9 protein-coding genes are annotated in these 15,528 nt (G+C 69.0%); 5 read left to right on the top strand and 4 right to left on the bottom strand.

Going from position 1 to position 15,528, the window contains the following annotated elements:
• Positions 1–76: 76 nt before the first annotated feature.
• The 4 genes from F4X11_11050 to F4X11_11035 are packed head-to-tail and all read left to right on the top strand — an operon-like array spanning position 77 to position 5,161.
• Positions 77–1,567, top strand: coding sequence for a hypothetical protein (locus tag F4X11_11050; protein ID MYN65551.1), 1,491 nt, complete (start codon positions 77–79; stop codon positions 1,565–1,567).
• A 58-nt stretch (positions 1,568–1,625) separates the two neighbouring features.
• Entirely contained in the window at positions 1,626–3,014 is a 1,389-nt protein-coding gene (locus F4X11_11045; protein MYN65550.1) for a phospholipid carrier-dependent glycosyltransferase, read from the top strand.
• The gene (locus F4X11_11040; GenBank protein ID MYN65549.1) at positions 2,201–4,339 is read left to right on the top strand and encodes a hypothetical protein; all 2,139 of its coding nucleotides are present in this window, start codon (positions 2,201–2,203) and stop codon (positions 4,337–4,339) included. The genes F4X11_11045 and F4X11_11040 overlap by 814 nt, the downstream gene beginning before the upstream one ends.
• 30 nt (positions 4,340–4,369) lie before the next feature.
• Positions 4,370–5,161, top strand: coding sequence for an endonuclease (locus F4X11_11035; protein ID MYN65548.1), 792 nt, complete (start codon positions 4,370–4,372; stop codon positions 5,159–5,161).
• A 1,058-nt stretch (positions 5,162–6,219) separates the two neighbouring features.
• Here the strand turns inward: F4X11_11035 and F4X11_11030 are convergent.
• The 3 genes from F4X11_11030 to F4X11_11020 all read right to left on the bottom strand — a co-directional run bounded on the left by F4X11_11030 (position 6,220) and on the right by F4X11_11020 (position 13,002).
• Positions 6,220–7,860, bottom strand: a complete 1,641-nt coding sequence (locus F4X11_11030) for a hypothetical protein (protein MYN65547.1) — start codon at positions 7,858–7,860, stop codon at positions 6,220–6,222.
• Positions 7,861–7,987: 127 nt separating this feature from the next.
• A complete protein-coding gene (locus F4X11_11025; GenBank protein MYN65546.1) occupies positions 7,988–11,179 on the bottom strand; it encodes a TonB-dependent receptor plug domain-containing protein in 3,192 nt (1,063 codons plus the stop codon).
• 206 nt (positions 11,180–11,385) lie between these two features.
• Complete coding sequence (locus F4X11_11020) at positions 11,386–13,002, bottom strand: aspartate aminotransferase family protein (protein ID MYN65545.1); 1,617 nt, start codon at positions 13,000–13,002, stop codon at positions 11,386–11,388.
• A 256-nt stretch (positions 13,003–13,258) separates the two neighbouring features.
• Here F4X11_11020 and pcnB point away from each other — a divergent pair, with 256 nt between their 5' ends.
• Positions 13,259–14,575, top strand: a complete 1,317-nt coding sequence (pcnB, locus tag F4X11_11015) for a polynucleotide adenylyltransferase PcnB (protein MYN65544.1) — start codon at positions 13,259–13,261, stop codon at positions 14,573–14,575.
• A 12-nt stretch (positions 14,576–14,587) separates the two neighbouring features.
• Here pcnB and F4X11_11010 read toward each other — a convergent pair whose 3' ends face one another.
• Positions 14,588–15,418 carry a rhomboid family intramembrane serine protease gene (locus F4X11_11010; protein ID MYN65543.1) on the bottom strand — a complete coding sequence of 277 codons (831 nt, stop codon included), beginning with the start codon at positions 15,416–15,418 and terminating at the stop codon, positions 14,588–14,590.
• Positions 15,419–15,528: the final 110 nt, after the last annotated feature.

The raw sequence follows: 15,528 nt of genomic DNA, 5'->3' as shown, positions 1-15,528 counted from the left end.
ACCGCGGTTGGAGGGGACAAGTCCGTCACGCAGTTCGGGAATGCAATGAGGCCCCGACTGCGGTAGCATTCCCCGCATGGCTCACAGATCCTCGACGCAAGGCTTCGTGTCAGCGGTCGCGGCCGCTCTCCTGCTGGCGACAGCGACGTTCGCGCACGCGCTCGCCGAGCCGGACCTGATTGCGGCGGTCCGGACGGGCGACCTCGCCGCCGCGCGCGGTCTGATCGCGGCGGATGCCGACCCCGACGATTCGCAGGGCGACGGGGCGACCGCGCTCCACTGGGCCGCGCACCGCGGCGATGTCGAGGCGGCGGCACTGCTGATAGAGGCGGGCGCGGACGTCAACGCCGCCAACGCGCTCGGCGCCACGCCGCTGTGGCTGGCCGCGGGGCACGGCAGCGCCCCTGTCGTCGGGATACTCCTCGAGGCCGGCGCCAACCCGAACGTCACCTTGCGGATGGGCGAGACCCCGCTGATGAGCGCCGCCCGGAGCGGCAACGTGCGGGTCGTGGAACTGCTCGTCGACCGTGGCGCCGCCGTGAACGCGGTGGAGTACGAACGCCACCAGACGGCGCTGATGTGGGCGGCAGCCCAGCAGCACGCCGATGTCGTGCGCCTGCTGGCCGCGCGGGGTGCGAACGTGCACGCCCGCACGCGGGTCTGGGAGCAGCTCGAGAACACCGCCGGCAACACCAACACGAGCGGCAACTTCCGCAAGAACCACGGCGGCTCGACCGCGCTGCTCTTCGCGGCGCGCAACGGCGACGTCGAGACGGCGCGCGCGCTGGTCGCGGCCGGCGCCGACGTCGACGACGTCGCGGCGGCGGGCACCAGCGCCCTGGTCATCGCCGCTCACAGCGGCCACGGTCCACTCGGCGTCTACCTGCTCGAGCAGGGCGCCGACCCGAACGCGGCGGACGCCGGCTACACGGCGCTGCACGCCGCCACGCTGCGCAGCCAGGCCGAGCTGGCCGCGGCGCTTCTCGAGCACGGCGCGGACGTGGACGCCGTCGTCGAGCGGGGTACCCCGGGCCGCCGGTTCAGCGCCGACTTCAGCATCCGGCACCAGGCCGTCGGCGCCAACGCGTTCTGGCTGGCCGCGCGCTACGGCGAGCTGGAGATCCTCCGCATGCTGGCCGCACGGGGCGCCGATCCGCGGGTGTCGCCGTCCAGCCGCTGGTCCGCGCTGAAGGCGGCCATGGGCGTGCCGCAGATCTCCCAGGAGGACCGGCGCAACCGCGTGGACGCGCCCGACGACCACATGGACCGCATCGACCAGGAGCGGTTGACCCTGGATCTCGCCCGCACCATCCTGGACCTCGGGGTCGACGTGAACCAGGCCGACGATCGGGGCAACACGGCGCTCCACGACGCCGTTCGGACCGGCTTTGCATCGGTCGTCGATCTGCTCGCGGCGCAAGGCGCGGACCTCGACGCGTTCAACGACCGCGGCCAGACGCCGCTGGTCCTGGCCGAGACCAGCCTGCCGGTCATCGGCAGCAACGGCCTGCGGTCGACGCAACCGGAGATCGCGGCGCGGTTGCGCGAGCTCGGCGCCGACGAGTGACGTGACGGCGCCGTCGCCGGCCGCTCGCCCATCGACGCGACCCCGCTCGCTCGCGACGGTGATCGTCCTGCTCGCGAGCGCAACCGCCCTCTTCGCCGCCGGCATGTCCGGCCTGAGCCTGCCTTCCCTCGACGACGCCTTCTACGCCCGCAAGGGTGTCGAGATGGCTCGCGGCGGCGGCTCGTTCACGGTGACGTGGGCGGGGCAGCCCGCGTTTCAGAACCCGCCGCTGCACTTCTGGCTGCTGGCGGTCTCGTTTCGCGTGCTGGGCGAGGGCGACCTCGCGGCGCGCCTGCCGTCGCTGCTCATGGCCGTCGCCACGTTGCTGCTGACCTTCCGGATCGGCCAACGGCTGGTCGACCGGCGGACCGCGCTCTCGGCCGCCGCGCTCCTCGTCATCAGTCCGATCTTCGTGAACGGCGCGCGCGGCTGCATGCTGGACCTGCCCCTGGCGTTCTGGACCTCGTCGGCGCTGTTGTTGTTCATCGAGGGCCGCCGGCGGCCGTGGCTCCATCTGGCGATCGCCCTGCCGCTGGCCGGCGCCATCCTGACCAAGAGCGTGCTGGGACTGCTGGCCGTGCCCATCATGGCCCTGGCATGCCTCCATCCGGAGTGGCGTCCGCGCCGCGCCGGATGGCTCTGCGCCGGCATCGCCCTCGGGATGGGGCTCGGCGCGTCCTGGACGATTCACCAGGGTCTGACCATCGGCCCGCAGGCGGTCTGGGCGCACTACTGGGGCGAGATCGGGTCGCGCGCGGGCGCGGGGTTCGATCCGCTGTCGGCGGTGCTGGGCTATCCGCTGATCCTGCTCCAGCACTACCAGCCGATCGTCATCCCGGGGCTGCTCGGTTGCATCGTCCTCGTCCGGAATCGTCGCCGGTGGACGGCGGAGGAGGCCCTGCTCGTCGCGTGGGCGCTGTTGCCGATCCTGCTGTACAGCCTGTCGGCTGCGAGGTCGCCACGCTACCTTTACCCGATTCTGCCCCCGCTGGCCCTGTGCGCCAGCCTCTGGCTGCAACGCGCGCTCCCGGCTGTCGAGCGCCATCTCGCTACCCGGGTCGTCCCCGCCGTGGCGCTGGCGGCGGCCGCGACGTTCGTCGTGTCGCCGGCGGCCCTCACGCGCGACCTGAACGGGCCGTTCAAGCGGCACGCGGAGCTGATCCAGGAGCGGGTGGCGACCGAGGAACCGCTGCCCTACCTCGGCCGGCGCTTCTGGGAGCATGCCAACCCGCTGCTGTATTACGCGGAGCGCAGGCTGGCAACCCCGGCGCCGGATGCGGACGCGGCGGTAGCGGCCGCGCTGAATCATCCGTCGCGCCTGCTGCTGTGCGACCGGGATCTCCTCGCGGATCTCGCCGCGGCCGGACGATCGGGTCGGACCGTGGTCGAGGGCGCCCGCTGGGTACTGCTGGACTTCTCGCCCCTGTCGGAGGAGCAGTCCACGTGACCGGCGTCACCGCAACGCGGGCCCGCGGCAAGAGCGCTCCGGAACGGAACCGGCTGCGCCCCGAGGACCGCGCCGTTCACGACTGGTACCGCTTCGTCCTCTCTTTCCCGTCGCACCTGGTGCGCGACTACCTCGACACCTTCGGGGTGGATTCCTCGCAACGGGTTCTCGATCCCTTCTGCGGCACCGGCACGACGCTGGTCGAGTGCAAGAAGCTCGGCATCCCGAGCGTCGGCATCGAGCGCAATCCGATGGCCGGTTTCGCGAGCCGGACCAAGGTGGACTGGAGCGTCGACCCAGAGGCGCTTCTCTCGCACGCCGGGGAAGTCGCCGACCGGGCGCTGACGAGGCTCCACGAGGACGGCATCGACGACCTCGGCGTGGCGCCGCTGTTCCAGACGGAAGGGCGGCGGACCGCCGAGCTCCGGACACTGTCCCCCGAACTGCTGAGTCTTCTGCTGAAGAACTCGATCAGCCCGCTGCCGCTCCACAAGACGCTCGTGCTGCTCGACACGCTGGAGCAGCATCGCGACGAGGCTGTCCGCGAGCATGAGAGGCTCGCTCTGGCGACGGCGCTCGTCTCGGGCATCGGCAACCTGTATTTCGGACCGGAGGTGGGCGTCGGAAAGGTGCGGGAGGACGCCCCGGTCACCGGGCCGTGGCTCGAGCGAGTCCGCAAGATGGGCGATGACCTCGCGGCGCTGAAGGCACGGGCGGGGACCGAGGCCACGGTGCACCTGGCGGACTCGCGTGCGGCGGAAGAGCTGCTGGAGCCGTCGTCCATCGACGCGGTGATCACGTCTCCGCCGTATCCCAACGAGAAGGACTACACGCGGACGACCCGGCTGGAGAGCGTGCTGCTTGGTCTAGTCCGGAGCAGGCAGGAGCTGCGCGGCCTGAAGCAGGGCCTCGTGCGGTCGAACACGCGCAGCGTCTACAAGGCGGACACCGACGACGCCCTCGTCGCCGAGCACGAGGGCATACAGCGCATCGCCCGGCGCATCGAGGAGCGCCGGGTCGAGCTGGGCAAGACGTCCGGCTTCGAGCGCCAGTACGCGCGGGTCACGAAGCTGTACTTCGGCGGCATGGTCCGGCACCTGTCCGGCCTGCGGAGTCGTCTGCGTCCCGGCGCGAGACTTGCGTACGTCGTCGGCGACCAGGCCTCGTACCTGCGAGTGATGATTCGGACCGGCCGGATCCTCGGCGAGCTCGCCCAGCGCCTCGGCTACGAGCTGACTGCAATCGACCTGTTCCGGACGCGGATTGCCACGGCCAGCCGTCAGCAACTGCGTGAGGAAGTCGTCCGGCTCCGTTGGCCCGGCTGATGCGCCGTGTCCTGAGTGGCTTTTCCCGCCATGTCCAAATCGAGCGCCTACGCCGCCATCATCGAGGAGATCTTCCTTTCCAAGTTCGAGAAGGGAATGGCGCGGGTCGATTTCGAGAGACCCGATATCGCGGCAGCCGCCGAGCGGCGCGGTGTCCCGGCCCCGAGCAACGTCGGCGACGTCGTCTACAGCGCGCGGTATCGAAGGACGTTGCCCGAGTCCATCCAGGCTACTGCCACCGAGGGCCACGAGTGGATCATCCGAGGTGCAGGACGGGGTCGATACTGCTTCGTCCTGACGCGACCGATTCGGCTCGCCCCGAACGAGCAGATGGCGTTCACGAAGGTGCCGGATGCCACGCCCGGCGTCGTCGCGATGTACGCCCTTGGAGACGAGCAGGCCCTGCTGGCCAGAGTGCGGTACAACCGGCTCATCGACATCTTCCTGGGCATCACGTGCTACTCGCTCCAGAACCATCTGCGGACAACCGTGCCCGACATCGGCCAAGTAGAGACGGACGAGCTGTACGTCGGGGTCGACGCGAGGGGCTGCCATTACGTCATTCCGGTCCAGGCCAAGGGCGGAAGCGACACGCTGAACATCGTGCAGATCGAGCAGGACACGGCGCTTTGTGAATCCAGATTCCCTGCGCTCGTGTGTCGTCCCGTGGCCGCGCAGTTCATGCGCGCCAACGTGATTGCGCTCTTCGCCTTCGAGAAGATCGGGGACGAGGTGAAGATCCTTCGGGAAAGCCACTACAAGCTGGTAGACCCAAGCGAGTTGACGGACGAGGATCTGGCTGCGTACCGGCGGCGCACATGATGTGGACCGCGCTGATCGCAAATGCCGGAATCGGCTGTCTATGGGCCGCCATCGCGTTGCTTAACATCCACGCTGATCGTTACGATGTGGCGTGATGCCCCAGCTCACGTTCATCGTCGCCGTCTTGGTGGTCGACACGCGGCTCCTCGCGATTGGGGACCACCTGGATCAACGCAGCACCGGTCCCCGGAGGCGACGCCGCTGGGGGATTCCGTGCCGGCGAGTGCCGGCGGCGTTTCTGATCGCCGTCTGGCTGGTGTGCAGCTGACGGAGGGGATGAAGGAATTGCAGAGCATGGATACACTGTTCTTGTTCGCAACAGCAGTCGCGACGAGTATTTCGGCATGTATTGCATGGACTAATATCGCGACGAGTATCAACGTCAACATCAGGCAGCGAGATAATGGAGACTATAGTCTGGGGCTCTACCTGGAACAGCATAGCGGTCGGCCAGCTCGCGACGTTGTCGTCCACATTTGGGTGGATGGTAAGGTGTTGCCGCCGTTTGGACATCCATCAATGAAGACTGGTCAGTCAATCCAAATAGGCGTCATACCTACAGCAGGCGGTATCCGATGGTATGACGCTGTTCGGCACGAGGAAATACCGCTAAGAACACTACGTGTTGAGGCCGAGTTTAGTTCATGGTGGCGGCGGAATGGCTACGCCGGTCGGGGTAAGGCGCTATTGGATATGCGGGATGGCGATGCACTGCAGCGATCGCTACGATTGCATTTGTGGGATCCTGAATCACGAAGAGATAGAGCAATCCGTGAGGCGTGCGAGGAACACAGAAAGTGGGCGAGGTATAGGAACGAAGCTGAACGGCGTCGGCTATTCCGATCCATGCAGCAGCAGGAAGAAAATAGCGGTGACTGATGGTGGACGCGGTGTCGCTCGGGCAGGTGCTGGCAGGAACGGGAACGTCGAGGACGCGTTGCAGTCGTACGAACGAGACCGGAGGACCGCGCGCCAGCCTCATGACCGGGCTCGGAGAGCCTACCGGCTGACGTCGGTGGTGTCTCTCTCGTCCGCCGCGGCAACGACTGGTTCCGGGTTCACCGGAGGTAGTATCTCCGCGCTCGAGTTTTGCCGGCGGCCCGTGCCAGTCCGACGCGCACGAGCTCGTTCAGCATCCCGCGGGCGAAAGCGGGTGCCTCGTCCAGCACAGTGGCTGCCTCGGTCGTGGAGAGGCTTCCCCGTCGGCGGATTTCGTCGAGCAGCGATTGCCGCTTCCGGTTCTGCTTCGCCATTCCGGGACTGCCCACCAGACGGACCATCGCGTCCGACAGCACGTAGCGGCTTCCGCCGCGGCGACCGACACGCGTCAACAGTCCTTTCGCAACCGACTGTGCGAGCACCGTATCGACATCGGTTTCCGGCAGCATGCCGCGCAGTTCGCGCGGCGTGACGGCGCCCTCGCGCCGGGCGGCGACCAGCGCGCGGCGCTCGCCGGCTGTCACGTCGTCTCGTCCGAGCTGGTTCAGCCAGACTTGGTCTTCGACATCGACCAGCATGCGGTTCCGCAGCGTCACGGTCACCGAACTCGCGGTGGCCTCGAAGGCCGGGGGCTCCAGCAGTCGAGCCTCCATCTCCCGGTACATGCGATCGATGCCGTCGCCGTACTCTTCCACGAGTCCCAGCGTCTTCAATACCCGCATGATGCGCGGGTTCCGGCTGTAGTGCTCCGCGCGCATGTTGCCGAGGGTGATGTGTCCGGGCAGCGATCCCGGACTGCGCACTTCGATGCGATCGTCCCAGACGGTGATGTCCACCGTCGCGCCGGTCAGGCCGTAGTCGCGATGCGCCAGCGCGTTGACGATCGCCTCGCGCAGCACCGGTTCGGGATACTCGGGCAGCGCTTCGCGCCGCGAGCCGGTAACGGTCTCGAACTGCCGAGTGTGAGCGGCCAGGAAGCCCAGACAACAGTCGACGGTTTCGGCCAGCGGACCGGAGCACTCCTCGCGCGCGGAGGAAGGACCGGGACCGGGTCCGACCCCCGTGCGGCGCACGAGCTGCACCGCCGCTCCGCGGACCTGCGGCTGCGGCTCGGACGCGAAGAGCACCAGTGCGGCCCGCAGGACACGCGATTCCAGCGGCGGTGACGAGGCGACGGCGACGCCGAGGTCGGTCAGCGCCCGCTCGATGCCATCCCGCTTCACTGCCGGCCGTCCATCCGCCGTGAGCGCCTGATTGACGGCTGCGATGTCGAAGGCCGACAGATCGACGACCGCGAGAGGTTCGTCCTCGCCCGCTCGATGTTCGCGCTCGCGAACGAACCGGGCCATCGCGTCCCCGCGCAAGGGTTGCGAGTCGCCGCCCACGCGCCGGAGCAGCCGGCCGTCGGGAGTAGTGACAATCCGGCCGCGCACTTCCGGCACCGCGCAGAGGGTCAGCTCCAAGTCGTCGACGGCAAGCGCCAGGAGCTGTACGTCCACCCCGCACTCGGCCGCGATGCGCGTGATTCGATCCTGGGTGTTCTGCGAGAGCGGACAGCCGACGAGCAGACGCCGATCATCGACCCCGTGAACGATCAATCCACCATGGGTCATGGCCATGGCCGCGATCGTGTCGCGAATATCGGCCGGCACGCCGCGTTTGAAGTCGAGCCCGGCGTGCTCGAGATGCCCGAACAGGTCCCAGAATTCCTTCGGTGAGAGCTGCTGTGGGATGTCTCCAATCCTCGGAACGGAGGCCATGACCGCAAGATTATCAAATCTTTATAGAGAAAGCCCCCTTGTGCGGTCTATTGGATGAAGATTGCAAAATGTTTCCCGACAATCGGCCGCGGCGGATCGTCCGACCTGCCCGCACGTGAAACGCCCGTCAGCCCCCGAAGCGCCAGCTCAGCGCCATCTTGACCCGGCGGCCCTTCGGGTCGTGCGTGAACCCGTCGTAGGACTGCTCGATGTTGGCCCAGGGCGGAATCTGCCCGGTCAGGTTCATCGCGTAGAGGGTCAGGTTCATCCCGCTGCCCGGGAAGCGCCACAGGAAGCTCACGTCCCAGGTGAGGAACGGGTCGATGATCGGCGCGGTCGTGTTGTCCCCCCGGTCCTCGTAGGAGGAGATGTAGCTCAGATAGCTCGCGAGCGTGTAGTTGCTCCAGGCGTAGGAGCCCGACCAGCGGCTCTTCCAGCGCGGCAGCGGCACCGCGATGGGATGGGCGAAGTTCAGGTAGCCGGCGGATTCCCGTTCCGCGTAGAGGACCAGGTCCGCGCCCTCCAGCAGCAGCTCCTTGGTGTTGTAGCCGAGCGTGTAGGTGGAGTCCCAGGTCGCCGAGAACTGCCCCGGCCCCGCGTCGGTCCGGGCCGCGAAGTGGGTGTCGACGCCCGAGGTGGTGAGCCCCGGCCAGTTCACCAGGTCGATCTGGATGCGCTGCAGGTTCTGGGCGATGCACCGATCCGCGGGGGCCAGGTCCGAGGCGCGCCCGCCGGGACAGATGATGAACGGCGACACCGCCGCGCGGGTGGCCGGGTCGTCGCTGGCGTAGAGGCTGGTGATGGCGTCGTAGGGCATCGAGCCGATCACGTTGTCGAAGTCGTAGTGCCAGTAGTCGACGGTGGCCTCGACACCCCCCTCGAGGAACAGCACCGTCCCTGCGTTGTAGGTGAAGGCGCGCTCGGGGAGCAGGTCCGTGCGTCCGAAGCGGTCGACGGCCTGGTAGGCGCCGGTTTCGTTGATCCACTCCAGCGTCGTCAGCGGGCTGGTGTTCAGGTCGTCGAGCGAGGGCGTCCGGAAGGTGGTCTGCACCGAGCCGCGGAACGCCAGCGAGTAGTGCAGGTTTTCCGCCGCCTGGATGCGCCAGCCGACCTTGGGGTCGAAGCTGTTCACGCGGCTCCCGGCCACGTTGTAGAACTCGTAGTTGGCCGCGAGCTGGGTGTCGACGCGGGGGCCGAGGCCCAGGGCCAGCTCGCCGAACAGCCGCTGCACCTGCTGGTCCGCGGCGTAGGGCCGGTGGACGTTGGTGAAAAGGTAGGGCCCGAACCGGACGCCCGCCGGGCAGTCCATGTCGCCCGCCACCGGACACGGGTTCCGGGTGACGTCCCCGGGATCGTTCGGATCGCCGTCCGCGTGCGTCCCGCGGTACTGGTACCCGACGGCGAAGTCCGCCACGTTCTCGACGAGGTTGCCGCTCAGCGTGGCGTCGGCCACGAACAGGTCGGTGGTGCTGACCAGGTCCACTTCCTCGTTGAGCCACAGCCGCAGCGCCTCGGGGTTCGCCAGGGCGGGGACGTAGTCCGGATTGTCCGTGTTCCGGAACGGGGCGCCCGGTTGGTCGGAGCGCTGGATGGCGTTGCTGAACGGGTTGTAGTACATGCAGGGCCCCTGGCCCGCCACCGCGCCGCCGAGCGGCCCCAGCGTCATGCCCGCCGGGGAACTGCGGTCCGCCATCACCCCGACGCCGCAGTCGGGTCCGCCGAAGCCGCGGAACGAGCGGTAGATCCGGTCGGTGTAGACCGCCGGCAGGTTCAGGTTGCCCTGCGCCCGCGAGTAGCTCATGCCGACGTCCCAGTTGGCGTTCCGCCCGCCCATCAGAAAGTCGCCGTCGACCGAGGCGGCGATCCGCGCGGTGCGGGACTCGCGCCGCAGCCGGCGCCCGGGGCCGGAGTTGCCGAACGGGCGGCCGTTCAGGTACCACGGGGCATCGCCCAGGCAGGCGCCCATCGGATCGGCCTTTCCGTCACCCGCGTAGCTCGAGCAGAACTGCTGCCGTCCCGGGTGGTCGGCCGCCACCTCCATGATCGTGGTGCTCGTCAGCGGGAAGGGCGGGTACGACGGCGTCGTGTACCAGTTCGGGATGACGGCGTCGGACCAGAGCCCCTCGATGTGGTAGTTCGTCCGGTCGTTCAGGGGACCGTTGATCTCGGCGAACGCGCGCGTCTGCTCCTGCTCGTCGATCAGGTTGTCGTAGGGCGCGTAGCGGAAGCGGCAGGTCCAGCCCTCGTCCTGGCCGCCGAAGTCCGTGCAGCGGGGATCGAAGACGTCGGCGGTCCACGGCGTCGGCGCCCCGACCGCGAACGTGCCGGGGTTCCCCAGGCTCGACCAGCCGGCGCGGTTGCCGCCGACGTGCGTGCTCAGGCGGTCGAGCGTCCACGGACGGTCCTCCATCTGCAACTCCTGCCGGCCGACCCGTTCCGCGGAGAAGACGGCGCTGGAGTTGCCGATCCGGCCGCCCCAGATGCCGGCGACCGTGGTATCGCCGCCGCTGTCGAAGTAGTCGTGCGCGACGTTGAACTCGAAGCCCCGGAAGTCGCTGCGCGTCACGAAGTTGGCGACGCCGCCGACCGCGTCGGACCCGTACGTCGCCGAGGCTCCCTCTTTCATCACCTCGAGCCGGCCGACGGCGATGGCCGGGATCGTGTTGACGTCGACGAAGCGTCCGCCGATCAGGCGCGCGGGCACCGGCACGTGGCGCCGCCCGTTGATCAGCACGAGCGTTCGCGAGGCGCCCAGGCCGCGCAGGTTGACGTTGGCCACGTTCTCGGTGAGGGTCGACGGCTGATTGGAGTTGTACCAACTGTTCCGCTCGCCGACCACGCCGTGGCTGACGTTCAGGTTGCGGAAGAGATCGACGAGCTGCGTCGCTCCCTGCTGCTCCAGCGTCTCGCGGCTGACCACGGTCACCGCGTGGGGCATGTTGATGGCCGGCGCCTCGATGGCGGTGCCGGTGACCGAGACGGTGACCTCCTCGAAGAGCCCGCCGAGGGCCAGGTCGACGTCTATCGTGGCGGTGACCCCCGCGGCCAGTTCCACCTCCCGCTCCGCCCGCTCGAAGCCGGGCAGGGTGAACGTGACGACGTAGCCGCCGGGGGGCAGCGCCGTGAGGCTGTAGACCCCGTCACCGTCGGTGAAGGCCACACGAGGGCCCGGCAGCGCGGCGCTCGACGCCTCGACGGTCACGCCGGGCAACACGCCGCCGGTGTCGTCGGTCACCGCACCGGAGATGCCGCCGTCCTGCGCCGCGGAGGCGAGCGGCGCCGCCAACAGGGATGCCACCATCAGTGTGATTTTCATCATTCGCTCCCACGTGGGCGGGGCCCCGGACACGTGCCCCGGCTCGGAGATGCCGCGCCGGCGAGGACGAGCATCGGGTGCATTGTACGCGCGTTTCGCTCTCTTGTATTTCGTGCAGGCACGAAATACCGTCCCCGTGTCTCCGCCCTTGCCCGTGCCGGCGGAGCATGCCGGAAACGCGACGCGTGCGTAGAACGGGAATCGTCGTATCAGGACGTCTCCTCCCGAATCGCCCGCCGCGCGTCGAGGATGTCCCGGACGAGCTGCTCGACGTCCTGCTCATCGATGAACGGGGACAGGATGAAGCTCTTCAGGCCGACCATCGGCTCGCCGTAGTCGGTCTCCCGATAGCAGTCGGTCATCGAGATGTGCACGCCCTCGCCGCGCATCGCGCGGTCGTAGAGATACCGGAACAGCCGCCGGTTGTAGTCGTTGTGCCGCAGCAGCTCCTCGCGCGCGCCGGGGTCCGTTCGCTCGCGGTCCTTTACGGTCCACGTGTCCACGCCGTCGGGATAGACCCGGAAGACGGTCACCGTGCCGACGCCGTCGTCGTTGAGCACGGTGGTCGAGTCGTGCCCTTCGAGGTGCTCGCGCAACGCTTCGGCCATCTCGACCAGATGGCCGAGGAGGACGCGGAGGCCGACCTGCCCGAAGAGCTGCAGGTTGGCGTACGCGGCGAGCACGCCGGAAGCGCCCCGCGACGTCTCCAGCGTGAACACCCCGGGGTGGCGCTCGCCGCTCTGGAACAGGTAGGGCATCTGCTCCCGGCCACGGACGAGGAGCTGCATGTCGGCCCGGTCGCGGGCGAGAAACAGGCTGGAGACGTACGGCGTGAAGCCGGTCTTGTGGAAGTCGATGCCGATCGAGTCGGCGCGGTGCAGCTTCGAGATGCGCCTCCGCGCCGCGGCGAGCGCCCGCACCGTGCGGGGGCGGAAGCCGAGCGGATTCTGCTCGAAGTCGTAGTCGTTGAACACGGACCACGCCCAGCCGATGACCGCGTCGGCATGCACGTGCGGCGTGTAGCCGAGACCGTAGTCCTCGACCAGCCGGTCGCGCAGGTCGGCGATGGCCTCGAGGTCGTCGATGCCGAACGCATCGGTCGTGCCCATCGTCGCCACCAGGGCGACGATGCGCCGGCCCTGGTCGAGCGCCTCGCGGGCGGCGGCCTCCAGCCGGTCGATGCGGATGTCGTTCTGCAGGTGGGTCGGCACCTCGACGACGCTCTTCTCGCCGAGACCGAGCCAGCCGGCGACGTTCAGCCGGCAGTAGTGGCTCTGGGACGAAGCGAGGATCACGCCGCCGGCGGGAACGCCGTTGTCCATCGCGTCGGGAAACGCCTTCTCGATGCCCAGCTTCGCGCCGTAGAGCACCGTCCCGGTACCGCCGAAGGTGAAGACGCCGGCGGCCCGCGCCGCGTCGTAGCCGACGAGCCGGGACACCATCGCGGTAGCCGCCGCCTCGGTCAGCATGAGGCCGTACGACGTGTCGTCGGAGACCAGGTTCGGGTTGTAGATGGCCGGCAGCAGCGATCCGATCACGCTCGGGATCGACGGCGGGGGAACGACGTTGATCTGCGTTCGCGGATGCCCCCAGATGGGCATGCCCTCGAGCTGGTCGACCAGCAGGTGCGCCACCTCTTCGACGCTGCGCCCCTCCTCGCCGAGGACGGCCTGCTCCGCCGCCGCGTAGTCCAGCGCGCGCGGCCGGCCGAGGAGCGGGACCTCGGACTTGAGGTCGTCGACCGCATCGAGCGCCCGGAGGATGGAGAAGACGAAGTAGGCGTCGTGCATCCGGTCCGATACGGGCGCCGGGAAGGCGTCCCGCATCCGGGCCAGTCGCGCGTGGTAGGGTCGTTCGGTCACGCCGTATCGTTGAATCGGCCTTCCTTCATTCTACGAGCTTGCGCCGCAGAACGCAGCGCAGCGGAGTTCTGCGGCGCAGGGTCATGGAGCGGAGGGGATGGGCCGAGACGCCGAGCCAGCGAGGCGTTCGGGGCGCTAGCGCCGTAGCGGCACGGCTGCACCACGGGCTCCCCAGCCGCTACAATGCCGGTGGTCTCATGTCCCGCCCGCGCGTCGGTCGATTCGGGTCGCCGGAGGACGTTGCGTCGAGGCGACGGAAGTAGTGGTCGCTCCGACCGTCATCTCCCGCGCCAACCACGCGATCTCGCGGCAGCGGATCGATCCCGACGCGCTGAAGGTCCTGTACCGCCTGCGAAAGTTCAACCACACCGCCTACCTGGTGGGCGGCGGGGTACGCGACCTGCTGCTCGACCGGCGCCCGAAGGACTTCGACATCGGCACGTCGGCCCATCCGCACGAGGTCAAGCGCATCTTCCGGAACTGCTGGATCATCGGCCGGCGCTTCCGGCTGGCGCACGTCAAGTTCGGGAACAAGACGATCGAGGTCGCGACGTTCCGCCGCCAGGTTCCGCCGGACGCGGCGCCCGCCCGCGCTGCCGCGGGCCGCGAGCCGGAGCCGGACGCGCCGTCCTCCGTCACGCGCGGCGGCCGACGCGCGCGACCGCCGATACGGCGCGACAACACCTTCGGGACCCCCGAGGAGGATGCCTTCCGCCGCGACTTCACGATCAACGGGCTCTTCTACGACATCGATACCTTCGCGGTCATCGACTACGTCGGCGGGATGGCGGATCTCCGCCGCCGGCTCATCCGCTGCATCGGCGATCCGGACGAGCGCTTCGTCGAGGATCCGGTCCGGATGCTGCGGGCCGTCGCGTTCGCCGCACGGCTCGATTTCCGGCTCCACGGGCCGGTCCGGGAAGGCATCGCCCGGCAGCGCGCGGAGATAAGGAACGCGTCCCCCGCGCGGCTGGTCGAGGAGATGTACAAGCTGCTGCGGAGCGGCGTCGCGGCCCGCATCTTCAAGCGGCTGTCGCGGACCGGGCTGCTGCGCCACATCGCCCCGGAGGTCAACCGCCCGCGGTCGGCCGCGTTGTGGCGTTCGCTGGAGGCGCTCGACGCCTACCGGGCGCGGTTCGACGCGGCGCCCGATGCGCTCTCGAACGCGATTCTCCTGGGCAGTCTGGTGGCGCCCGTCCAGGAGATCGACCTGACGCCGCCCCGGCGCGATCCGCGCGGCGCCTCGTTGCGCGTTTCGCTGGGCGACCTGCCGGTCGCGCGGCGCGACGTCGAGCACCTGCGACAGGTGCTGTCGCTGCAGCCGCTGCTCAGGGATCCCGGTCTGCCGCCGCGCCGGATACGGGGCATCCTCGCACGGGCCAGCCTGCCCGACGCGCTGACCTGGCTGGAGATCCACGGAGAGGATTCCGAGGCGCTCGCGCGCTGGCGGGATCTCGTCTCCCACGGCGTGCGGGCGCCGCGCCGCCGGCGGCGACGGGGGCGCCGCCGTTCCCGCCGCGCGCCGGTGGCGGAATGAGTGCCGCTTCTCTTACTCGGCGAGCAGAATGCCCGTCACGTTGTAGAACGACAGCGCGATTCCTACCGCGGTGACGGCAATCAGGGCGAGCGCCGCCACCAGGACCCGCGTGCTCTCCCGGTGCTCGTCGCTGAAACCCATCAGGTGCGCCGCGATCCAGCCGCCGGCGAAGCCGCCGCCGTGCGCCCAGTTGTTCACGCTCGGCACGATGAAGCCGAAGATGCCGAGGATGATTGCCCACTGCCAGAGCTGTTGCGTCATCACCGAGCTGCCCCGCTTGCGGCCGTAGACGATCAGCGCCGCGAGCAGCCCGAAGATGGCTCCCGAGGCGCCTATCGTCGGCGCGCCGGACATTTCGTTCGACAGCAGGAACCCCGAGGCGGCGGCGACGTTGAACAGCACGAACGTCCGGGCGGGGCCGTAGACCTCGGCCGCCGCCGGCCCGAGGTTGCGGATCCACATCACGTTGAAGGCGATGTGCAGCAGGCCGCCGTGCAGGTAGGTGGCGGTCAGCAGCGTCCACCACCAGCCGAGCTCCCACGCGACGCCGCCGGTCATGCCGAGCTGGTAGAGGGCGCGGCCCCCGGGCGAGAGAATCGAGAGAAAGCCCGTTGACGCGAAGATCGCTTCCGGCTGCAGCAGAAGCGCGAGGGCGTAGAGCGTCAGGCAGGCGCCGGTGATGAGGACGATCAGATCGAGCCGGGCGCCGACCAGCGAGCGCAGGAACGGGGCCCACCCGAAGAGGCCGGGGCGCCACGCGCCGCAGTACGGGCAGCGTTCCTCGTTGATGCCGACGAGCCGGCCGCACTCGGCGCAGACGATGGAGCCTTCGACCTGCCGCACGGACTAAGCGTACCAGGAACCGCGGGGCATGGTGACCTGAACTGCGTCCATCGCCTGCGCCGGCAACCCTGCTCGCCGTCCCATGCGCGAGCCGGGTCGCCGAGGGCAAC

It is taken from the genome of Acidobacteriota bacterium (assembly GCA_009861545.1).
GTDB lineage: Bacteria > Acidobacteriota > Vicinamibacteria > Vicinamibacterales > UBA8438 > WTFV01.
Note: the sequence above shows the minus strand (reverse complement) of the source record. Positions and strands in the feature narration are given on the sequence as shown.